Source organism: Nostoc sp. JL33 (genome assembly GCF_017114985.1).
In the GTDB taxonomy this organism is placed as follows: domain Bacteria; phylum Cyanobacteriota; class Cyanobacteriia; order Cyanobacteriales; family Nostocaceae; genus Nostoc.
This window is the reverse complement of sequence record NZ_JABXKP010000096.1, coordinates 106010-128302: the sequence shown is the minus strand read 5'-3', so window position 1 is coordinate 128302 and position 22293 is coordinate 106010. Positions and strand designations below refer to the sequence as shown.

Sequence of the window (22293 nt, the reverse complement as noted above, 5' to 3'; positions counted from 1 at the left end):
GGTATGTAAATAATTTTATTCACTCCGTCAAACTCACGTTATTAGCTTAAAAAGCATACACACTGTTTGTTCGTTGGTTCTTACCTATAATGGAGAACAATCGTCATCTCAAGTATTCAGCTTGATACCCACAATGACACTGAAAGAGCTACAACCTCAACTTTTAGCCCTGTCTTTGGAAGAAAAGGCACAAGCAATTCAAATTTTGGCGGCGAGTCTGGGCAATGGGTTGATTGGCATTGAGAAAACACCAGGGGTGATGGGGGGCGATGCCTGTATTCGGCAGACTCGAATTCCGGTTTGGCTGTTGGTTAGCCTGCGTCATCAAGGGGCAAGTGAAGCCTATTTGTTAGAAGATTACCCGACGCTAACTGCTGCTGATTTGGTGAATGCATGGCTGTATGCAGAGGTTTATCCTGAAGAAATTGAAGCGGCGATCGCCCGGCAAGAGGCAGCTTAAGCATGGCATTGCGTCTTTTAGCTTCAGCTATCCAAGTTGTCTGAATAGTTGAGTCGGTGTCAAATTCCAAACTCTCTACTAGCTTATCTGCGAGAAGTGCCCTTGATGCACTGGGCAAAGATAATATCTCTTTGATCAGTTGCTCAATTGACTGCATAGCTCCTCGCAAAGTCTCAAATTCTAAGTCTCATAATAACAAAAACTTAATCAAATAGTGCGATCGCGCCTTTGCCAACGCGGAGCGTCTCGTTAGAGAAGATTTCGTAGAGCGTGCGTAAGTCCTACACTTGTTAAATGAAAGTATTATCAACAAGGGTTGACGGCTATGAGGCTTATTCTGCTTGTCTATTAGGTAGCTTGTCAAACTATTTAAAAGTGTAAATTTTTTAAACGTTCATTAGTTAAACAGCAACTAACAATATATTCTGAAGTTTATTAGGACATTACAATACCGTAAAAACACCAAGGCTATAATCTATAGCCTGCAATGATCTCTTGGTCGTTGTTTTGAACCTAAGAGGATGTTTGTAAAGTATCAAGTTGTTTAAAGAAGTCGGAAGTCGGAAGTCGAAAGCGATGCCCTGAGCTACGCCGTACCCCTACGGGGAAGCAAGCTACGCGCAGCGTCTCCTTCGCGTAGCGTCTCCCCTTGGGAGAAGAGTTGGGTACAGTTTTGTAACGGGGATTTAGACCCCGCCACAAAACTTAAAGCCGTCCTTTATGACAGGGTTTTAGACCGACCTTTTTGATAAAGATCCCCCCTAACCCCCCGATAAATTGGGGGGAAATAAATCAAAGTCCTGCAATTTATCGGGGGATTTAGGAGTATCTACAAGCCTTTGATACATCACAAACAAGTTTACAAACATCCTCTAAAAGCGCAATAGTTTTCCTCCCACCAGTGTGAGGAAGGACTAGTTAATTGCGCGAACTTATCGCTATCGCATCTCAGCACTATTTGCAGAAAACAGAACTTCATTGGAGGTACGTTTGTGAAATTATCTAAACTGTTTAAAATTCTATGTTTCACAGCAGCATTTGCAATTTCATCACCATCTGCTTTGCTTATTCAACAAAACAAGGCTCTGGCGGGTACAGGTACATCTACCCTTAATACAGGTGAATTATTATCCCCAGGTGATTACTTGATTTCACCTAATCAGCAATATATAGCCGAACTGCAAAGTGATGGAGACTTTATTCTTTATGATTCATCCAACAACACTATTCTGTGGGAATCAGGCACTTTTGACACTGAAGTTAACAACATTGTCATGCAATACGACTGCAATTTAGTCATTTATGATTCTAATGCACTCCCCACCTGGGCAACTTTTACTACGCCTGGTTCTAATTGTAGTCTCCAAGTTCAAGATGATGGTAACTTGGTAATTTATAGAGGTGATAATGTTCCTGTATGGGCAAAGGGTACAAGATTAAGAGACTAAATTGCCTTATAAAAGCTATGCTTTTTCTCCCCTAAGAGGATGTTTGAAAAGTCCTCTTGTTGGTATCAAAAGTTTTAGATCCTCCTAAATCCCCCTTAAAAAGGGGGACTTTGACTCCGGTTCCCCCCAATTTATCGGGGGGTTAGGGGGGATCTAAAAGTACCTAAAGTCACAGTGAAACACTTTTCAAACAACCTCTTAGAGCCTGCTCTTAGGGGGTGGGGTTCTTTTATTATGGGTAATTTGGCGGACATGATATGACTTATGAATTATGAATTAATCCCCTATTCCCATGATTGAAATTCATCAATGGCACTACGAATTAAGGAAGTTATTTGAGCGCGACGGGTTTCAAAGTTGGCGGCAATATAAATTAGTAAGATGCCAACTAGCAAGCCAACAACCCATTTTAAGAAAGAGTACTGCAAGCTGAAAATTACCGATTGATAGATTGTAGTTATCAAAAAAGTGGCTGTACCAATGTAGAGAAAAGCCCGCACTCGTAAAGCTAATCCGGCAAAAATGGCGATGAGGCTGAAAATTCCCGGTATCCAGGCTGTATTTTGATTAAATAAAATTGCCCACCCACAAATTAAACCACTACCTAGCACTCTCAGAATATGACGAGCGGTTTTATACTCTGGTAGCTTCAGTTGGGTATCTACTTGAGCAATATAAAGCAGTGATAACCCAATTGGTGTTATATACCACAAAGTATCAGTCAGGCGTAATTCATAAAACCAACGGTAAAGTGCCCAATCAATCAACGCCACACTAATATATGTAAAACGGATGTTTTCACCCACCTTTGCCAGGAAGATGTAGAATCCAGCTGCGATTATCAAGGTAATGGGGTAAGTTTGCAGTCTGGTTTCCCATAAAATGATCAGTGGTATGATGTAGGCGGCTTGTTGCCAAGGTCTTTTAGACCAACCCCAATTTTCCCAAGGTAGAATGTATAGAAAATAGGCTACCACACAGGCGATCGCACCATTCCAAGGAACTAATGGCCCAGCCCAAAATTTCCCTACTGCTGTCTCCCGCCAATAAATCCTCATGCCGGCTACCTCTAATAAGCCCAGGTAAACCCACATTTCGCCTATTGTGATTCCTCCGAAGATGCTGGGGGAAGTGCGCGAATTTTTTCCCTGAAAGATGGCATAACGAATCAAAAATACCCCTGTTGCCAATCCTACTAAACGGTTAAGTCCAATGGGAGTAATAATTGCAGCCATTAATAAACAGCTACTCCAAGCCCAATGAATATGGGCGATTCCTCTGAGTTCTTGGGGAGTTAGGCGTAAGTAGCTGACAAGCCAAGGCGACAAGATGCGGTAAGCATACATGATACTGGCACCAAGGGCAGACATGGCAATCAATCCATCACCTAATTCTCCTCCTGAAGCTTGTAACATTTGATAGAACAAAAGTTCATAGGCAGAAATAGATACGCCAATGATTCCTAAGTACAGCAGGGGTTTAAAGTTCTCGCGCCGTCGCCCGACGCCAATGATAATTAAAGCTACACCCAAGGAATATAAACCTGTCCACTCGGTGAAGGTGTTCAAACGCAGCAATACACTGAATGCACCATAAATTAATGGCAAAATGTGAAAACTGCTCGGAAGCCTTTCTAATTGATGTCGTCGTCGCCACCACTCTCCAAGAAGTTGAGCAATTAAACCCAAGGCAATATTAGCGATTGCAATCTTAACAGTTGAACGTTCCCCAAATCCCAGCGCTTCGGCAGTCAATAGTTCTAAACACCAACCGATGCCATAAAATGCCCAATTTGTCGGTTCCCGCCAACTGCGATAAACAATGGCTGTCAAGGTGATAGCAGTGGCGACTAAGTAGAAAAATCCTGAAGTAATAAACCCTGAGTAAATCAGTATTGAGTGCAGTGTTAAACCAAACAACTCAAAACCACACAATGCGATCGCCCATTTATCACTGGCGGCTGCATATATAACTGCTAATTCGTTACCGCGTCGGCTCAGAACTGTCCGCGCTAACCATAGAGTTAGGGTTGCGATCGCTCCTACGACAAACCAACCTGGTAGCGCGAGGCGAGGTAAACCAAGCACACCCATCCATAGCAGCGCCACAATAAAACTCAGAAGAAATCCTTCTGTAATTACCGCCGATATTTGGTTTCGCAAATAGCGCGTATTTGCAAACATCAATCCAACACCCACAGCCAAACCGATTAATCTGGTTTCTGGTAGTTGTAAAGTAAGTAGCTGGGCAACTCCCACAGCCAAGACACTCAAGTAACGGCTAGTAAGGCGACGCTCTATAATTGTGCAATTGGCAACACCCGTAAGAGCTATAGGCGTAACTAGCCAAATGACTCCCCAATTAGCTTGGCTATCAGCTATGCCATACCAAGATGATTCTGCATTTATCCACAATCGGAAAAAAGTAGCGGCGGCTAGTCCTAAACCGATGTCCCATCCACTACGTTGCCATAGTCCTTCACTAAGACTAAATACCCATTCTGCAACCATCAGAGCTAGTAAAATACTTGCCCAAGCTTGTTGACTCAGACTTGGGAAGAGCCAATTAAGGGTAGAGCAAAACGCCAGCACCCCGATGATGTGAGTTAGATATACCAGGGGAAGAGAAGAGGGGGAGCGGCGTTGAGTGACGAATGCGAGAGTGATTGTAGAAAATAGCAGATTTAGCGATCGCAATGTGGGATTTATCAGAGCGATCGTTGTTAAAAAAGCTCCAAATAAGAGGGTGAGTAGTTCGCCAAATTTAGCCAATTCTCGCTTTTCGGTGCGATACAGGCTATCTGTGAGCGCCACCATCAAAATTACATAGGGAAATAAAGCTATCCCCAGCAACGCCCCAGGTTCATTTTGAGAATTGGTGAGTTGGGTGCCAGTTGCGATCGCCCATTTCTGTAAGTTATCAGGTATTAACCGCCAAAACAGCCAAATCGTCTGTAAGCCGATGACAAAAACCGCCGCGAAGTCAATCTTTAAACTGTGCCGCCGCAAGCGACTTCCCATAAACCATAAACCCAAACCACTTACAGCGATCGCTTGCCAGGGATAACTCACTACCGAAACCAGCCAACCCAGGAAGAGTAAAATGCTACCGAGTTTTTCCCAGAGTAAGGGGGATGTAGCTTTAGCTGACCGCAGGGTGGGAGATGAGGGGGATATTACTGTTACTTCCTGTGCTTTTGCTGCTTCGCCTGCTAACCAAGTTGCCAACCAGCCGCAAATACCAATAGCTAACCCTAACTGCGTGACATCTACTCTGGCAACAAAAATCGCCCGCATTAGCAGCACTATCAAAGCATAAATAATTACAGCAGCAGATAAACCAATACTTAATCTATGGCGTTCGCGCTGATCTTCCTCGCTGATCGGATTACGCTGTTGGTAATTGTGATAAACGGTAATGATAGTTGTGCCGATCATTGCCACATAAACGGCAATCAAGGGAAATCCTGGCAATTGCCAACCCCAATGCAGATAACTCAGCCCCAGAATATTTGCTAGAGGTAATTTATCGTTATCTAAATTGGCAAAAATAGTCCGATTTTTGGAGAGTAAAACAGTAATAGCAGTAAGGGCAGGACAGGCGATCGCAACTACAATCCAATCCAGAGGATTTTGCCACAATCGAAAGCTATCCATTGCCCAAAAGTTTACTGGGACTAACAAAAGGGTGACAATCAGCAATGTCTGAGCCGTTAATCTGAGGTTGTTTTGCCTAGTCGCCCAGAAGCTTAATCCCCAAAAACTCAAAGTATAAGCAAATAAAACTCCATACTGTCCAGAAGCGGGAAATCTCTCCCACTGACTCGCAGCCAGTACCCCAGAGGACACGACTACCAGAAATACTCCTAGAAAAAGCAGCCAACGGACGCTCAGTTCTGCCCCCAAGGACTGCAACATTGTGCTGAGAAAGTTGGGTTTAGCTGGTTTTTGTTGCGGTTGTCTACGACTGCTAGATTGTAAAGCTGCTACGGGCAACTGCTCCACAGCGTCGGAAGTTACAAACGCTATCTTTGTTTCAGCTTCAGGGTGGGGTTGCAACACCACCGCGCACACCAGAAAATCTCGGCATAGCTGCCTAACTTGGTTATCGGATATCAAACCTAAACGCAGCCATATATCTAGTCCTTCTAATAACTGAGGATGGGAAGATGGCAGTCTGATTTCAAATTTTAGCGGGCGCTCAAGAGGCGATGACATAAGCCGCAGCCATAAGAATATATACTTAAATCATGAATTTAATTAAAGTATATTTTGGATCTCATTGTGCCACTTATCAGGCTAATTGATGTTAATTTTTAACCTGCGAGCGATATTTAAATGCCAATTGTCTGCTTTTAGTTTCCGCCTTGCAGTCTCCCAACCGCTAGATGCGCCGGTATCTTTGGTTTAGGGACTTCCAAATAAAAAAATACTCAACTACTTCTTGTGGGGTGGGCGTCTCCCCCGCCCGTATACAGAGGCGGGCAAGATGCCCACCCCACAAGATTGGGTAATTTATTTGTAGGGTGCGTTAACGAAGTAACCCACCATCTTGATCTAGCCTGTCATCGTGCGTTAGCCAAAAGCATATAGCGCTTCCTAATAAGAATGGGGTACAGCTTAACCTCACCCCGATAAAGCTGTGCTTTATCTCCCCTCTCCTTATTAAGGAGAGGGGCTGGGGGTGAGGTTTTGATATGTACTTCATGTAACTAGGAACCGCTATAACGCATACAATTTGGATATTTTTTAATTGCAAGTCCCTTAAGTGGATTTTGTTATTTTCCAGAGCAAGTCGTTTATCTGCTGTAACTTTGAGTTATAAATTTTCTCAATTCCAGCTTTTAAGAAGTCAGAGGGCTTGAACAAGAATATGTCAGTAAAGCCATTAATAACCTCTGGTAGCTGATTTTTCTCTACAAGTTGAAATCGGACTTTTGGATCAACTAAATAACCAAGTATTTGTATTGGTGGAAGTATGTTCTCAGCTTCACTAATTAAAAGCGGTTTATTACCTTGACTAATAATGTTAGCCATTTGAGGATATTCTTGGTACTTTTCAGGTAATTGGTTCCACCAAATCCGAGCTTGAGAGTGGAGCAGACAAGATATAACTCCGCCCATAATTACCATGAATGCTACAAGTGACCAGAGCTTTTTTTGCCAAATTTTAGCAGAAATAGACGTGATTTTAGTGGTAAATAGGTAAGCAACAGCTAACTGTATACCTAAAACTGAAGGAAGTGTATATCGACTAGTAGCGTATCGCTTTTGAAAGACGAAATCCAGTACCAGTAAAGGAAGCCCTAGAGATCCAATCAAGGTTAAGACAAATAACCAAACTTTTTTAGAGGTTCTTCGACAGAGAACATAAATTGAGTAGATGATCAGAACTAAAATAATTAAAACAAAAGGAATTAAGGCAATCTTAAGTTTTCCTGGATCGCTAGGGCTAATACCTAAATCAAGAAACGTCCGACTAAAAATACCAGCCCACCTTGCAGCTGACGCAAATAATGTTTGTTTACTATTCGCCCAAGTTAATGCTTCTGGCTGAGGGTTGGTTATAAGAATCCAAATCCAAGGTACAAAAGTTATAAACCCCGCAAGCGATGATAGCAGATAATAAATCGATGTTTTACTCAATCGCAAGCGTTCGATTGCAATTACATAAATTCCCTGTGCAAAAGCAACCAAGATAAAAAATAGATGAGTATAAAACCCTAGTGATAATGTTGCGGCATAAATGCACCAACTAACCTTTGTTTTCAGGCGCATGGCTCGCAGCAATGCTACGCTCGATATTAAGATGGCTACTATCGATAAACTGTATGCTCGCGCTTCTTGTGCATACACGACATGAATAGGTGAAACGGCTACCAAGGCGATCGCTATCCACCCGATTAGTGAAGACTCAAATAGTTCTTGACATAGCCAATAAATACAAGGAAAGGTGAGCAGACTAATGAATGCCGAAAAACTTCTTATTACTGCTACAGAATTGCCAAACCATTCTACCCAAAACCGGGCCATCAAGATGTATAGCGGCAAAATCTGCGAGTCTTCTAAAATCACCCCTTTAATTGTATCAATTGTGTTTTTCTCAGAATTGGGATACTGGTATTTTTGCAAATCTTCTTTGCTGATCAAACGACCATTACTTAACTGCTCATTCATTTCTGAGTGCATATAGCCAGATATGCGTAATGATGAGAAAACTTCATCACCCCAATAAATTTTTTTGTCAAGATTAGCGAAGCGAAAAAATACACCTATTACTAATAAAATGATCACTAAAAAGCGTAACCAAGATTTAGAAATAAGCCAGTTCGATGACAATTGCTTTTTCATGCAGTTTTCAATGGGAGCATCCCAATGAGTGTAAAATCTAACAATCTTCCGTCGTTCCTCCTCTCTAAGAGACCGGAGGCGAACGCAATGACAGATTAAATTTTATTATTTCATCGAATAATAAAAACTGGGATGCACCCATTTTGAATCTTCTCAAAGCCTTAATAAACGATGGTAAAATCTTATTTTTCTCCCTAGAATCCTTTCTTAGCGGTCATTTTGGTTCCAATGTTACCAGATCCCAATCCGGTTCGGATAAGGTTTTTTGATGACACGCCGCTAATCGCATCTCTTGCCTTAACCGAACCGTATTGCAACAGATCCATGTCATTTTGCCACCTTATCTACTTATTCCTATCTTCCAGTAATAGAATTGATAACGAAAGCCTTTGTAAAGCCTTCAACTATCAAAAGATAGAAGCTTTAGTAGCAGATTTTACCAAATAAAAATCAAAAATCTGTATCCCAGGCTTGTAGCATATTAAAACGCTTGTAAGATTTTTATGACTTCCCGTATTCGCTTTTTAATGTGTCCTCCTGACCACTACGACGTGGACTATGTGATTAATCCCTGGATGGAAGGGAATATTCACAAATCATCGCGCGATCGCGCCGTGGAACAGTGGCAGGGACTACACCAGATCCTTAAACAACACGCCGTTGTAGACTTAGTACCACCTGAAAAAGGCTGGCCTGATTTGGTTTTCACCGCCAACGCTGGCTTAGTCCTGGGGGATAACGTCGTACTTAGTCGCTTTTTACACAAAGAACGTCAGGGAGAGGAGCCTTTCTTCAAACAATGGTTTGAGGCAAATGGTTATACAGTCAATGAACTTCCCAAAGATTTGCCCTTTGAGGGAGCAGGGGACGCACTGCTGGATCGAGAAGGACGCTGGTTATGGGCGGGATACGGTTTCCGGTCGGAATTAGATTCTCACCCTTATCTAGCTAAATGGCTGGATATTGAGGTGCTTTCTCTACGACTCATAGACGAACGTTTTTATCACCTGGATACCTGCTTTTGTCCCCTAACAAATGGCTATTTGCTATACTATCCAGGCGCTTTCGATTCTTACTCCAACCGCTTAATTGAAATGCGAGTCGCAGCAGAAAAGCGAATCGCAATTGAAGAAGCCGATGCAGTCAATTTCGCTTGTAATACGGTGAATGTGGATGGCATCGTGATCATGAACAAGGCGAGTGATGCTTTGAAAACTCGCCTTGCAGATGCAGGTTTCCAAGTGCTGGAAACACCACTTACGGAATTTCTGAAAGCTGGAGGCGCGGCTAAATGCTTAACTCTGCGGGTGACAGAACCAGTTAGAGATGAAATTCATGCCAATGTTTCGGTAGAAAGCCGCGTCATTCGCATGGAAGGGCACTTGCTGGATTCAGGCTTAATTAACCGCGCTTTGGATTTAATTATAGATGCCGGGGGAAGCTTCCAAGTCCTAAATTTCAACTTGGGAGAACAGCGCCAAAGTACCTCAGCTGCCGAAGTCAGGGTATCAGCACCAGACCATGAGGTGATGGAAGAAATCATCTCGCTGTTGATTGATTTGGGTGCTGTAAATTTACCGCATGATGAGCGAGACGCTAAACTGGAGCCTGTGATCCAAGCTGGTGTAGCGCCCGATGATTTCTACGTCAGTACGATTTATCCCACCGAAGTCCGAATTAATGGTCAGTGGGTAAAGGTGGAAAATCAACGGATGGATGGCGCGATCGCAATTACTCAAACTGCCAATAGCTTAGTCGCTCGGTGTAAAATACTACGCGATTTAAAAGTTGGCGAACAAGTAATTGTAGACGTATTAGGTATCCGCACCATCCGCAAAACTGAATCGCGGGAACTACGCAGCACGCAAGAATTCAGTTTTATGTCGGCGGGCGTTTCCAGCGAACGGCGCGTGGAATTGGTCGTTGAGCAAGTAGCTTGGGAATTGCGGAAAATCCGCGATGCTGGTGGTAAAGTAGTTGTCACGGCTGGCCCGGTGGTGATTCACACTGGTGGCGGTGAACACCTAGCGCAACTAATTCGGGAAGGATACGTACAGGCGTTGCTCGCTGGTAATGCGATCGCAGTTCACGACATCGAGCAAAATATCATGGGCACTTCCTTGGGTGTGGATATGAAGCGGGGTGTCGCCGTGCATGGTGGACACCGCCATCACCTCAAGGTAATTAATAGTATCCGTGGTTATGGCAGCATTCCCAAAGCTGTGGAGGCGGGGGCAATTAAAAGTGGCGTGATGTATGAGTGTGTCCACAATAATGTGCCTTTTGTGCTTGCTGGATCGATTCGGGATGACGGGCCTTTGCCTGATACCCTAATGGATTTGATTCAAGCACAGGAGGAATATGCTAAACACCTAGAAGGTACGGACATGATTTTGATGCTGTCATCAATGCTGCACTCCATTGGGGTGGGTAATATGACTCCGGCGGGGGTGAAAATAGTCTGTGTGGATATTAATCCAGCTGTGGTGACTAAGTTAAGCGATCGCGGTTCTGTGGAATCGGTGGGTGTGGTGACGGATGTGGGTTTGTTTCTCAGTCTGTTAATTCAGCAGTTGGATAAGTTGACAAGTCCCTATGTTAATAAGGTAGGTTAAGAGAACGAACCGCGAAGACGCAAAGGGCGCGAAGGTAAGAAAGGGAATGACAAGAGTAGCTTTCAGTGAAGAGTTGCAGGTTAATTGGGTCAGTTTGATTGCTGATTTTATGTTGGCGGGGATGGTTTTTGGCCCGCCTGTGGCTCCCTTTCTGGCTGCGTCAGGTGTGTCTTTGCTGGCTGGGATTGCGGACATCATTTATTTCATGGGTAATCATGTGTGTCCGCAACCATCTATGGGGTTAGATTTGGCATCTCCGTTTATTATGGCTGTGTGTATGCGCTGCTACGGCACTGTCACGGGTTTACTGATTACTCGTCTGTTGTATGGGCTAACTGGTGGTAAGGGATTTTACTGGTTAAGTCAGTATGGCTGGAGTGGTGCGGCGCTAGCTAGTGTGCTGATGATGGCTTATCCTTTGGAATTGGCAGCGCAGGTTTTCGGTTTCTGGAGTTTTAATAACTATCTGGTTACGTCTTTTGGGTTGATTACGGGTTTGGCGTGGGGATTGTTTAGTATGCCAATCTTGCATGGGTGGCAAAGTACTAAAACTAGCTTGACCCAATTGTAGATTTTATCGCACAACTTAATAGAGTCGATTAATTTTTGTAAGTCAATGCAATGGCATTGTGAGGCAAAACAATCGCATTGCACTAAGTTGCGTTTACATAGCACAACGATGCAAACACAAAAATGCAAGAGGATAATAAAATCACCCCACCTCGGTTTTAGCTTGCGTTAAAGTTAGCTGGGGTAGTGAAGAAGATAAAAGAGCGATCGCTACCAGCTAATAACTGTTAATGTTAATACTTTCGCAAATTACTGAGCCGCTGTTACTAGGTTCGCAGTTGCCTGAAGCGCCATCGCTGCGATGATTGCGTCGGGTAGTTTTAGCCGATATTGCTGACCGAGACAATTTTAGATTTTAGATTTTGGATTGAAGAATTAAAATTTAAATCTAGAATCTAAAAAAGGTTTCAAGCCTCTGGGTTTACGGAGATGAAAAAGAAAATTTTCAATATTTAAGCCTCTTCTTTGTAAGGAGAGGTTAATCCAAAATCGCTCTCTCCAAAATCTAAAATCGAGTGACGAAGTTAGATAATTTGCTCAATTAACACCGTATCATCAGCTATTAAACTAACAACTTCAACTCGTTGGATAAATTGCTGAAAAAGTTGGCGATCTCCCTGACTCAACCCAGAAAATGCTAGAAATTCAATTTGACTAATAATCGAAATCCCGATCCAATCAGAATTTTGTAAAAGTTGCAGCAGCTGTAAATTCCCTTGTAGCAGTGCTACGATCGCATTTGTATCCAACAAATAGCGACTACCACTCATCCCGCAACACCCTTTGCATCGCTAATGCATCTCCCTCCCAGACTAATTTACCCGCAAGATCAGAAAAATCATAATTAGATTTCTGTGTGCTATCTGATGCAACTGGATTCAGAACAACCACGATATTCACCTGCCCAGGCGCTAGCTGTGTTGGGATATCAAGATGCAAATGTCCCGACGCATCAACAATTGTGCTAAGTTGAAAAACTTCCATTGTTATCCCAGTCGTTGAACTCTGGTTTCATTTTAATGCGATGTCTACGACGGGCTATGCCTACGCACCCTTTAACTAACAGCCTTAGTCAAAGTCACTAATTAGCGATCGCTAGTACTGTAAATACTAGCGATCGCTGTATTTGTTATCGCTGTGGTTTTATACTGCCTGTACTTACCTCCACCTTCTGTGATCCTTCAACGATCTGGTAAAGTTTGTCTTCTAATTTTTGCATACATGCTGACCAATCAAAGTCAAGTATAGAGGGGCGAGCCTGCCTAGTCATATCTGCTTTCAAATCGGGATTTTCTAGAATCGCAATCACCCTTTGGGCGAAGTCTGTAGGATTGTTAGGTTGGGCAAGAAAGCCGTTGCGACCAGGAAATACCTGTTCTGAGGTTGAGGGTGCAACAACAGCAACTACAGGGGTTCCAGACGCTAACGCCTCGTTATTTGTAGTGCAGAAGTTTTCGGTAACGGAGGGGTTGACAAAAATATCTGCTCTGGCAAACCAACCCAAAAGTTCTGTACCGTGAGACTCACCCCAGATGGTAATACCGGATGCAAACTTTTGGGCACGCTGACGGATCTCTTCATCTAGAGGGCCACTACCAACAATCACCAGATGGACATCAGGGATTTTGGCAGCAATCAGCGGAAATATATCAAGCAATTGGTTGACATTCTTTTCCGGGGTGATGCGTCCGACAAACAAAATAGTCGGTCGGTTGTCATTAGGAATTGGGTTGTAACAGATGTTTCGCGGGTGAAATTTTTCGCAATCGATGCCTTGATAAGCGACGTATTCCGCCCGTTGACATTTCAGTTCTTCGTATTTAGTGAGTTGTTCTTTAGAAGAGAAGTAATTGAAGTCATAAGACTCACTAAACTGCTTGACTAAAACGGGAATGATCGGACGAACTAAGCTGAAGAACCTATCTCCAAAGTAATATTTGATATACGCAACGATATCTGTATGAAAGAGGGATATTATTGGGGTTCTTGTTCGTTTTGCGTATTCAACGCCGATAGGGCGACCATAACCTTGCAAGAAAAATGAGTATAAACCTCTCATTTGCGCCGCTTCTTCAACCACTATAATATCGGGTTTGAATTTCTCCAACAATTTGGTATCGCTCCAATGTCGATAGTGCAATGGTTGAGGAAGAGACTTATATAATATGAGTGGTTCTGTAGGGAATGCGTAAGCAGAGAAGTTGGGGAAAGACTGAATTTCCTCCAAACCTGGCATGGGGCGATCGCCAACATTTTTGGGGTAGCGATCGTTGATTTGGGGATGGATTAGAAAAACCTCATGTCCCTGCTCTAGCAACCAACGAACTCGTTGGTGTACTGCAACCGAAACTCCAGTCAAGAAAGGAGCATACAATCCTGTAAACAGTGCAATGCGAAGTTTTTGCTTAGTCATAGAAAAGGGGAATCTTTCACGAAATTGCTGGTTTTAACTTAGGATTTACGCAGCAAATGTTTCATAAGCATCTTGATTATTTGGCTCAGAAATTTACGCTAATACAGTTAGACTAAGGATTTACGCATTTTCAAATAGCCGAAATTGTCGATTGTGAAGTGGATGTTTATAACGATCGCTCGTTTGTGTGCAATAGACTCTGATCTCACTTCCATTCCTCTCTGCTGCTCTTGAGAGGCTTTGAGGCTTACTCCCCAACACTACAAGGGTTGGGGTTGGGGGTTAGGCGTGTATTAGACTCAACTGCAAACCGCTATATAAACCTGGATTAGAAACTATCAAAACATCCAAAATGCTAAGTCAAAATCCCCCTTAATATATTTGCCTAAACCCTTGCCATTAATGCAAATACATTTTGGTAATCAACAAAGAAAAGCGTGTATTTTGACAAGGGTTATAGCTAATATAGTTCTACTAAATATAAGATAATCTAATTTGAAGACTAGGGAATGTTTAGTGTAAGAACTTTCATACCCTAGTTCATCTCTAGCAATTCAGTTCAAAGAGAAACCTTGCTATCAATAGGCTGATCCAACCATTGATAAGGGCGATATTCTACTAGGCGGACATTCCAGGGCCCTTTAACCCGATAGGAAACACCGCGCCAAGTGACTGTTGAAATCCACAATGACGATAGCATCGCTAACCCATAAACCCACTGTGTCAGGGGAATCCCAATTAACATTTTGATGATTGTAATAGCTGATAATTTTGCGTTCGCCTGGCCATTAGAGCGAACCACTCGCTGTATCTCTAATTCCAACACCAGCATTACCAAAAGTAATGCGACAGTATAGACTCCATAGCAGCCTAATAAGACAGTCGCAGCTTCCCATTTTGCCTCTAACAACGACTCTAGAATTAAGATCACGACTATAGTAGGAAACAAAATGCTAGAAACAGCTTCACTAACTAAAGCCAACCAACGTGGGTGATACAATCGAGAATACAGCATTAGACGCTTGAGATCGTCTATTAAGTTGAATAAATTAGTCTCTTCATGATTTACTATCAACAGCGAAGGCACAAACTTTACCTGCAACCCATGTTTTTTGAGGATCTTGTGCATCATAAAATCTTCGCCTAAAGCTTGTCCCCACTTATCTAGCAGTTCTGTTTGGCGAAGCACTTCTGTTTTCACAGCCAAACTTCCACCCCAAGGAATCTGGAAGAGAAACATTTGCACTACTGTAGCTACATTGCCGGTGTACCGCACTAAAGATCCCCAATACTTACCTGTAGGTACGTACCAACGATTACCTGTTGTTGCCCCCACTTTGGCATCCCCTAGAGGACTGACTAATTCTCGCAGCCAATTCACATGCACTATAGTATCAGCATCTACTAGAGCAACCACCTTGTAAGAATCGTCCAACTCATGCACAGCTTGCACTAAAGAACTACATTTGAGACTACAATTGTTGCGTACTATTCTCAAAGGGCTGATTTGAACGTTAGTCGCTTCTTGCTCTGTGATCGTTTCACTGGCAATTTTCCAAGCGGGATCTTCGTGACTATCAACGATCAACTTTAAATCATACTGTGGATAATTTTGATTTAGGAGCGATCGCAAACATCTAGGCAAAAACGGATCGGCTCCGCGTAAGCAAAGAATCACTGCTGTTTTGGGCAACTGGTTATCTGGTAATAAGTTTTTTTTAGATGAGCGCAGATACCATATAAAGACAAGCGTTAAACACACCTGAATAACCACCCAACTCATCAAAGACTTAGACAGAAATGTTGCCAAATCTTCCATTAAATTTTTAATCTCCGGTAGAATCTCGGCTTGTTTATATGTAGGTGTGATCTAAACCGTAATTCTCAAGAAACAGAGGTGACAGGGAACAGGTTACAGGCTATAGACTATTCCCTGTAACCTGTTCCCTATTCCCTTTAGGAATCCAGCGAATATTTTATGGTAATGTTGACTGTTGTATTTTTGTTTACAACAAAACTGGCATCACGAAACTTTGGTGAACCTGTTTGTATGGACACAGTGGGATTTTTAGAAATCCCAAAACCTTCTTTAGGAATACCGAAAAAGTCTTTATTGAGTTTGCGATCGCCATTCTGATCGTCAACCACGGCGACAGCATAAGTTCCAGGCTTCAAGCCAGAAAATTCTTTTTTTACAGAACTTCCAGTAATCTTAACGCAGCCACTTTGATCTTCACTACTACTACTCGTCGGAAATCCTCGTTCACTTGGGTAAAGTCGCAAGCAAATCTCACCTTTTTGGTGATGTATTCCATTTACAACTACACTAAGTGTTGCAGTTGGCTCTGCATTCACTGTTTTAGCAAAGCTGATGCTCACTAAAGTAGCAACCAAAACACGAGACAATTGAGATAGTTTGAACATAGTTTTCTAGTCAGAATAGGTGATTTTGGAGATGATAAAAAGCTGCGACAGCAAACTTTTCTTTTTGAAGTGATTTGTTTAAAATGTGATTTGCTGTTTTTGAATTGATGCTGGTTGCCAACTTTTCCAAAGTCCTTGCAGCACTATTAGGAAATCTTTCAGCAAAAGATATTCTGTGCCTTTTAACTGCTGATGTAGACTTCTATGACAACACAGCCGCTCATTCAAACTCATGGGACTACGCCATATAGAGAGTACATACTCCCAGAGTATTCTCCAATGTGGCAATAAAATTTGTCCTTTCTTTGCTGAATCAAACCATACTGTATATGCATAAAAATCAGGCAGCATACTCAATAAGGATTTTTGATTTTTGTCAGCAAACAACAAGTAATTGGGAAAGAACATACTCATTGATTGTTGCGGATGACTTCTGGCAAAAAACAGGTATTCAGGGATTTCATAAAACCTCCCAATAATACCAAGTCTTAACAAGAAAATTCCATCTGCATTACCATAACCACCCATCGGCGGTATCATTCTCAAGGCACTGGCGCGAACTACCCCATAACATTGATAACATAAATGCTTGGTCAGCAATTCGTGAAAACGCTCGTGTGGTTTTAGTGCATCTGCCTTGAGTTTGATATCGTAGTTTTGGAGAAAATCCCCCTGTTCATCAATGAAATATACTTGGGAGTGACACAAGATTATCGTCGGATCTTGGTCAAGCACCTCAATACACTTCTTGATAAAATCTGGAGCATGTAGATCATCATGGGCTGCCCATTTAAAGTACTCACCTGAAGACAATTCAAAGACGCGATTGAAGTTACGAGCGCAACCGATATTCTTTTCATTGCGGTAGTAACAGATACGTTTATCTTGTTCGGCGTATGCTCTACAAATTTCCTCAGTTTTATCTGTAGATGCATTATCTGAAATAATTAGCTCAAAATCTTCAAAGGTTTGAGCCAAGAGTGAATCTATGGCTTCTTTGATAAATTTTTCACCATTGTATACAGGTAATCCGATGCTCAAGCGTGGCTGATTACTACTCATAGAAAACAAGTATTCAAAAAATTTGGGGGTTATTTTATGCTTAATTGCAGATAACTGTTAGGTAGATGAAACGTCAGAATTCAGAAGTCAGAATTTAGTAGGTTGGGGAGCCACTGCGTTGGGCGGTGCCGACTTAAAGCAAGTGGTGTTTGAGGAACGTAGCTTGCTTCCCGTTCGCGTAGCGTCTCCGACAGAAAAAGGGTAATCCAACATTATCAAGGTTTTGTTGGGTTTCGCTGTCGCTCAACCCAACCTACTATTCTGGAGATTATTTTATCGAACAGAATTCAGGAGTCAGGAGTCAGAATACAGGAAAGGTATTCTGTACGACTGGCGGATGAATAATCGGCGTTTTTGCACCCCCACCAAATTTTCTTGTTTTGTGGTCTTCAATCAGTCGCGGGTCTGAATCCCCGACTGATTGATTCTGACTCCTGAATTCTGACTTCTGAATTCTTCTTCAAGCTTAATTGCAGCTAATTCTTAGACAGATGCAACAATGATTACAAAAATCTGTGGACTATTTGACCAGCTTTTGGATATCTGTTTTTTGCAGCCATTCATGTGTTAGCTGCATACCTGATTCTAGGTCAATTGTTGGTTTATAATTTAACAGGCTTTGTGCTTTGACAATAGAACAAGCATAAGGACGAGTCATAAAATCTATAGACTCTGGTAAGATATCAACTTTTTGCCGAAAAAGTTTTTGTCCTTGAACACGTAGCTTTAGAAACAACTTGATTTCATCTTTCGGTAATGAAAGGGGTGCTTGTAAACCTTCCATTGCTGCTAAACGCATGAAATACTCTTTCCACGAAGTTTCTTGTCCGTCGGTGATATTAAATATTTCACCATAGGTTTCTTTTTCTATCGCCAGAAAGATGCCATCAATCAGGTTATCTATATATACATGATTGATTACTCCTTTACCATCGTTGGCATAGGCAAATAATTTTTGACGCATCATCAGAATTGGCCTGACTATCCAGGGAATACTTCCTGGGCCGTAAATATCTCCGGCTCGAATAATGATGATGCCAAAATCTGAGGGATTATTCAGTTCTAATAGTGCTGTTTCGGCTTCTATTTTCGTTTGACAGTAGGGATTATTTTCACCAGAGAGTGGCCCGGATTCTGTAACACTATTAGGATAGTTGAAACCGTAAACCATCACACTGGATAGATGCACAAATGTTTTGACACCAGCCTGTTTAGCAGCTTTAGCGATGTTGACAGTACCGCCAACATTGACATCACGAAAATGGCTAATTGCGCCGGCTTCTTGGGCAATTTGATCTGTATGTAAAACGATATCAACTCCCTGACAAGCCTTTTGAGCAATAGTAGAATCGGTGATACTACCAATAATTACCTCAACACCTAAATGCTGTAATTGTTTGTTTTGTTCTGTAGAACTTTGCAGTCCACGAACCTTCATTCCTTGTGCTATGGCTAACTCAGCTGTACGCAAACCGACAAGTTCATCAATCCCGGTAATTAGGAGGGTTTTGTTTTTGAGGTTCATAAAGTCGGGACTATTGTTAAATAGGTGAATTTGGTTTGTTAGATAGAAGACTTGAGATTCTACAAAATTGGATTTTTGTAAAGACTTTTAATCTAAAATCTAAAATTGATATAGGACTCGGATTTGATTTTTGAAATCTACGTAGGCTGTGTTAGTAACGCACCATTTTAAGCTTTTGGTGTGGTACTTCCGTCTAACACACCCTACAAGGCTACTTAGATTTTTTCAAAAACAATTTACGATTCCTATATAAAGAACAAATTTTCTGCGAAAAGGCTGTAATAATGCTTAGTTAGGAGTCTATATCATGGCAAAATAATTTGATTATTTTGCTGCTAAGAATCAGCTAGAAAATATCTCCCGGATCTGCGGAGCGGAGTTTGTTGATAGCAAGCGCTCCTGAGGTTATACACATTAATACTGTTGAAGTTAAGACAATCAGTGCATTATTAGTGGTCATAACTATTGGTAATTTAGTTGCTCCTGCTGCAAAGCTATATAACAAGACAGAAGTAAGGAATCCTGGAATATAAGCTAAAATTGCCAAAATCAAAGCTTGCTGAAATACCACATTTAATAAATATCTATTGGCATAACCTATGGCTTTTAAAGTGGCGTAAGCAACGAACTGTGTAGCAATATTGCTGTAAAGAATTTGATAAACAATAACTACACCAACAACCGCAGCCATTGTCAACATCAAGTTAAGTATAAAACCAATGGGTGTTCTGACTGCCCAATATTTTTTCTCAAAATCAATGAAGCCTTGACGTGTAAAAACTTGGACATCATTAGGCAAACTTGCTTGCAAATTTTTCAGTACTGTTTCTGCATTAGTACCAGGTTTGAGGGAAATCAAACCGATATCTATCATATCTGCCGGACGACTATTGGGATTTATCCTTAAGAAAGTTGAGTCACTGACAATTAAATTTCCGTCTACCCCAAAGGAAGGCCCTAAGCTGAATAAACCACCAATTCTGACTCTATAGCCAATTAATGAATTGAACGGAAATATTTCAATTGTCTGTGCAGTATCTCCCGGATTAAATTTTTCACCTATTGGGCCAAACTCTGGACGAGAACTCCGGTCAAAAAGCACGACATCAGGAATTTTGAGTTTATCTAAATTTTTATCAACTTCTGGGATGTTCATCACAGGTTTACCTGGATCGAAACCAATAACATATATTGAATATTTCTCACCAGTTGCCGGATTTTTTAGTTTGGCAAATTGCAAATACATGGGGCTAACTGACTCTACCCCATCAAACCCCAGAGATTGGTATAAACGAGTCCGTGAAAAGCTTTGATTTGAGGTCAAAGATTTATATTGCGAACTAACTACAAATAAATCCCCCTTGAGATTCTGATGCACTGCGGTTGCACTGGAATAGAGAGCATCTTGAAAACCAAGTTGCACAAACATTAGCAGCACAATAAAACCAATCCCGGCTACAGCTACTACTAAACGAACTTTTTGCTGGGCTAGCTGTAGCCATCCTAAAGGAATTTTGAAAATCATGAATTTATTTGTTAGTTGTTATTTCTTATTTGTCATTTGTGAATGACAAATGACTAAATATGAATGGCAACATCTACTTGTAAGTTAGTTAAACGAGCCACGCGCTTACTATCTGCGGGATTATCAAGAGAGATTTTTACCTCAACTATTTTGCGGTCTGTATCTGATCCTGGATTGAGGCTGAAGATGTTTTGCTTGTCAACTTGCCAACCAATTTCTTTCACAGTTCCCTGTAATTTTCCAGTAAATGCAGTGCTGGTAATGGTGGCTTTTTGTCCTACACGCACTTTTTGAACATCGGTTTGATACACCTCTGCAATCACATACATTTGAGATGTCTTACCTATTTCAGCAAATCCTCTGCTGGTGCTGATGACTTCTCCGGTTTTGGCGTGAATTTTCAAAATTTTGCCATTTATGGGAGATTTGATGTAACTTAAATCCAAGTCGGCTTTTGCTTGTTGAACAGAAGTTGTGGCACTGTTGACTTCGGTTTGTGCCACCTGAACATCTACACTACGCACTTCACTAATGCCCGTGAGTGTAGCTTGTGCCTGCTTGCGTTGTTCTTGGAATGTATCTTGAGTCCGCTTGAGAGAGGCTTGGGCTTCTGTTAGTTGCTGTTGTGTAGTCTTTAGTTGCAGAGCTTTGGTATCTGCTACAGAAGCCGCGATCGCACCTTGTTTGTATAATTGCTGATAGCGATTATTCTCCGCTTGAGCATTGTCTACTTCAGCCTGGATGCGGTCGATTGTCGCCTGTTGTGTGGCAACGTCTCCTTTATATTGTGGCTCTAAACGGGCGATCGCTGCCTTTTGAGCATCGACATCTCCCGTTTTAGCTCCAGATTTCACCTGCGCTAATTTGGCTTTGGCAACTTGCAATTGGTCTATAGCCTGTTGCAATGCGGTTTTAGAACGACCATAATTTTCTAGATACGCCAATAATTGCCCTGTCTTAATCGCATCTCCTTCTTTCACCAACAATCTTTCTACTCGCACCCCATTATTAGAAGCCGGAGCAGTCAAAGAAGTAACTTCGCCGTCTGGCTCCAAACGTCCCAATGCAGTCACAGCAACTTTCGCAGGAGTGGCAGCTTTTGGAGGAAACGCTTGCTGTGTCTCAACTCTCGATTTAGACCAAAGCGGTATCAAACTATAGAAAGTGATTAATCCGGCCGCTAAAGTGAGAGAAGCTGCTAAGATTACTCGCGATCGACCTACGGGTTTTGTGAATAATCGGCTTTCTTTATTTACTGCCATATTTTCATTCCAATTCTGTTTTTTTAGGGGATAGCCTGGTTATATTTAGTCGATTAGAATAGACTCATCCGCAAATTACCAAGAGGGCTTTTCCTCTAGGGTTTCTACCTTAATCAAGTGATGCGTCTAAATTGGTTTTATATGAATTGTTGTACGCTTTTGCCGCCCAAACTCACTATTGTGGCGTGAAAATTAATGGTGTGTTACTTCAAAGCTTCCTAAGTTATATCCTAATTTGATATCTAATCCCGTAGCGTAAAATACAATAGCGCTAACCCAAAAACTTAACTCTCAATCACAAGGAAGCGCTAATAAAAATCAACTCAAAGCTTGGATAAACTTGTCATTAAGTATGACGTAAAATTGGGATTTTGTCAATTTATTCACTTTGCATAAGTCGTGATTCTCTCACTAAAATATTTCATTACAGTAATATTAGAGACTGAAAAATTTATTTATTACTAATCGCACATCTGCCAATTGAATACCAACAAATAGTTAGTTATTAAGCAGATTTGATATTACTAACAGGTTATTCTTAGCAAGGTTGTGTAGTATAAGACATTCTTTTAGCCTCACCCCGGTAAAACTATGCTTTATCTCCCATCTGTGTGAGTTCCAAGAGGTGTTGGGGCTGAG

Annotated in this window: 15 protein-coding genes and 1 pseudogene; 4 read left to right on the top strand and 12 right to left on the bottom strand. The window is 41.8% G+C overall.

The window, feature by feature from the left end; genetic code table 11:
* Window positions 1-133 precede the first annotated feature (133 nt).
* Window positions 134-460, top strand: coding sequence for a DUF433 domain-containing protein (locus HWQ23_RS29015; RefSeq protein ID WP_229486046.1), 327 nt, complete (start codon window positions 134-136; stop codon window positions 458-460).
* Here HWQ23_RS29015 and HWQ23_RS29010 read toward each other — a convergent pair.
* Window positions 429-617, bottom strand: a pseudogene (locus HWQ23_RS29010) (addiction module protein); the annotation flags it as partial. The gene HWQ23_RS29015 and the pseudogene HWQ23_RS29010 sit on opposite strands and share 32 nt — an antisense overlap.
* Window positions 618-1452: 835 nt before the next feature.
* On the opposite strand from HWQ23_RS29010, the gene HWQ23_RS29005 reads away from it, so the two are divergent.
* Entirely contained in the window at window positions 1453-1908 is a 456-nt protein-coding gene (locus HWQ23_RS29005) for a hypothetical protein (protein ID WP_292836514.1), read from the top strand.
* A gap of 284 nt (window positions 1909-2192) precedes the next feature.
* Here the strand turns inward: HWQ23_RS29005 and HWQ23_RS29000 are convergent, their stop codons facing one another.
* On the bottom strand, window positions 2193-6125 hold the full coding sequence (locus HWQ23_RS29000) for a DUF2157 domain-containing protein (protein ID WP_292836512.1): 3933 nt from the start codon (window positions 6123-6125) through the stop codon (window positions 2193-2195).
* Between the two features lie 546 nt (window positions 6126-6671).
* On the bottom strand, window positions 6672-8258 hold the full coding sequence (locus tag HWQ23_RS28995; RefSeq protein ID WP_292836509.1) for a glycosyltransferase family 39 protein: 1587 nt from the start codon (window positions 8256-8258) through the stop codon (window positions 6672-6674).
* A 503-nt stretch (window positions 8259-8761) separates the two neighbouring features.
* Between HWQ23_RS28995 and argZ the strand changes: the two genes are divergently transcribed.
* Both argZ and HWQ23_RS28985 read left to right on the top strand, forming a co-directional pair.
* Window positions 8762-10873, top strand: a complete 2112-nt coding sequence (gene argZ / locus HWQ23_RS28990) for a bifunctional arginine dihydrolase/ornithine cyclodeaminase (RefSeq protein ID WP_292836506.1) — start codon at window positions 8762-8764, stop codon at window positions 10871-10873.
* 46 nt (window positions 10874-10919) lie between these two features.
* Window positions 10920-11444 (top strand): DUF2085 domain-containing protein, encoded by a 525-nt coding sequence (locus HWQ23_RS28985; RefSeq protein ID WP_292836503.1) that lies wholly within the window; start codon window positions 10920-10922, stop codon window positions 11442-11444.
* Window positions 11445-11967: 523 nt separating this feature from the next.
* Here HWQ23_RS28985 and HWQ23_RS28980 read toward each other — a convergent pair.
* From HWQ23_RS28980 to HWQ23_RS28940, 9 genes are all read right to left on the bottom strand, one after another.
* Entirely contained in the window at window positions 11968-12213 is a 246-nt protein-coding gene (locus HWQ23_RS28980) for a PIN domain-containing protein (RefSeq protein WP_292836500.1), read from the bottom strand.
* Window positions 12203-12427, bottom strand: coding sequence for a hypothetical protein (locus HWQ23_RS28975; protein ID WP_292836497.1), 225 nt, complete (start codon window positions 12425-12427; stop codon window positions 12203-12205). The genes HWQ23_RS28980 and HWQ23_RS28975 overlap by 11 nt, the downstream gene beginning before the upstream one ends.
* A gap of 145 nt (window positions 12428-12572) precedes the next feature.
* Window positions 12573-13856: a glycosyltransferase gene (locus tag HWQ23_RS28970; RefSeq protein ID WP_292836494.1), complete on the bottom strand. Its 1284-nt coding sequence runs from the start codon at window positions 13854-13856 to the stop codon at window positions 12573-12575.
* 559 nt (window positions 13857-14415) lie between these two features.
* A complete protein-coding gene (locus tag HWQ23_RS28965; protein WP_292836492.1) occupies window positions 14416-15675 on the bottom strand; it encodes a glycosyltransferase family 2 protein in 1260 nt (419 codons plus the stop codon).
* A 137-nt stretch (window positions 15676-15812) separates the two neighbouring features.
* Window positions 15813-16280, bottom strand: coding sequence for a DUF2141 domain-containing protein (locus HWQ23_RS28960; protein ID WP_292836490.1), 468 nt, complete (start codon window positions 16278-16280; stop codon window positions 15813-15815).
* A gap of 78 nt (window positions 16281-16358) precedes the next feature.
* Window positions 16359-17342 (bottom strand): glycosyltransferase family 2 protein, encoded by a 984-nt coding sequence (locus HWQ23_RS28955; RefSeq protein ID WP_292836489.1) that lies wholly within the window; start codon window positions 17340-17342, stop codon window positions 16359-16361.
* Between the two features lie 520 nt (window positions 17343-17862).
* Entirely contained in the window at window positions 17863-18867 is a 1005-nt protein-coding gene (locus HWQ23_RS28950; RefSeq protein WP_292836487.1) for an NAD-dependent epimerase/dehydratase family protein, read from the bottom strand.
* Between the two features lie 346 nt (window positions 18868-19213).
* Window positions 19214-20392, bottom strand: coding sequence for an ABC transporter permease DevC (gene devC, locus HWQ23_RS28945; RefSeq protein ID WP_292836485.1), 1179 nt, complete (start codon window positions 20390-20392; stop codon window positions 19214-19216).
* A gap of 53 nt (window positions 20393-20445) precedes the next feature.
* Window positions 20446-21654 (bottom strand): ABC exporter membrane fusion protein, encoded by a 1209-nt coding sequence (locus HWQ23_RS28940; protein ID WP_292836483.1) that lies wholly within the window; start codon window positions 21652-21654, stop codon window positions 20446-20448.
* Between the last annotated feature and the right edge of the window lie 639 nt (window positions 21655-22293).

Coding starts and splice junctions, on each gene's coding strand:
- HWQ23_RS29000 (WP_292836512.1), bottom strand. CDS start 6,125: ATGTCATCGCCTCTTGAGCGCCCGCTAAAATTTGAAATCAGACTGCCA.
- HWQ23_RS28970 (WP_292836494.1), bottom strand. CDS start 13,856: ATGACTAAGCAAAAACTTCGCATTGCACTGTTTACAGGATTGTATGCT.
- HWQ23_RS28995 (WP_292836509.1), bottom strand. CDS start 8,258: ATGAAAAAGCAATTGTCATCGAACTGGCTTATTTCTAAATCTTGGTTA.
- HWQ23_RS28950 (WP_292836487.1), bottom strand. CDS start 18,867: ATGAACCTCAAAAACAAAACCCTCCTAATTACCGGGATTGATGAACTT.
- HWQ23_RS29015 (WP_229486046.1), top strand. CDS start 134: ATGACACTGAAAGAGCTACAACCTCAACTTTTAGCCCTGTCTTTGGAA.
- HWQ23_RS28955 (WP_292836489.1), bottom strand. CDS start 17,342: ATGAGTAGTAATCAGCCACGCTTGAGCATCGGATTACCTGTATACAAT.
- HWQ23_RS28960 (WP_292836490.1), bottom strand. CDS start 16,280: ATGTTCAAACTATCTCAATTGTCTCGTGTTTTGGTTGCTACTTTAGTG.
- HWQ23_RS28985 (WP_292836503.1), top strand. CDS start 10,920: ATGACAAGAGTAGCTTTCAGTGAAGAGTTGCAGGTTAATTGGGTCAGT.
- HWQ23_RS28980 (WP_292836500.1), bottom strand. CDS start 12,213: ATGAGTGGTAGTCGCTATTTGTTGGATACAAATGCGATCGTAGCACTG.
- devC (WP_292836485.1), bottom strand. CDS start 20,392: ATGATTTTCAAAATTCCTTTAGGATGGCTACAGCTAGCCCAGCAAAAA.
- HWQ23_RS28975 (WP_292836497.1), bottom strand. CDS start 12,427: ATGGAAGTTTTTCAACTTAGCACAATTGTTGATGCGTCGGGACATTTG.
- HWQ23_RS28940 (WP_292836483.1), bottom strand. CDS start 21,654: ATGGCAGTAAATAAAGAAAGCCGATTATTCACAAAACCCGTAGGTCGA.
- argZ (WP_292836506.1), top strand. CDS start 8,762: ATGACTTCCCGTATTCGCTTTTTAATGTGTCCTCCTGACCACTACGAC.
- HWQ23_RS28965 (WP_292836492.1), bottom strand. CDS start 15,675: ATGGAAGATTTGGCAACATTTCTGTCTAAGTCTTTGATGAGTTGGGTG.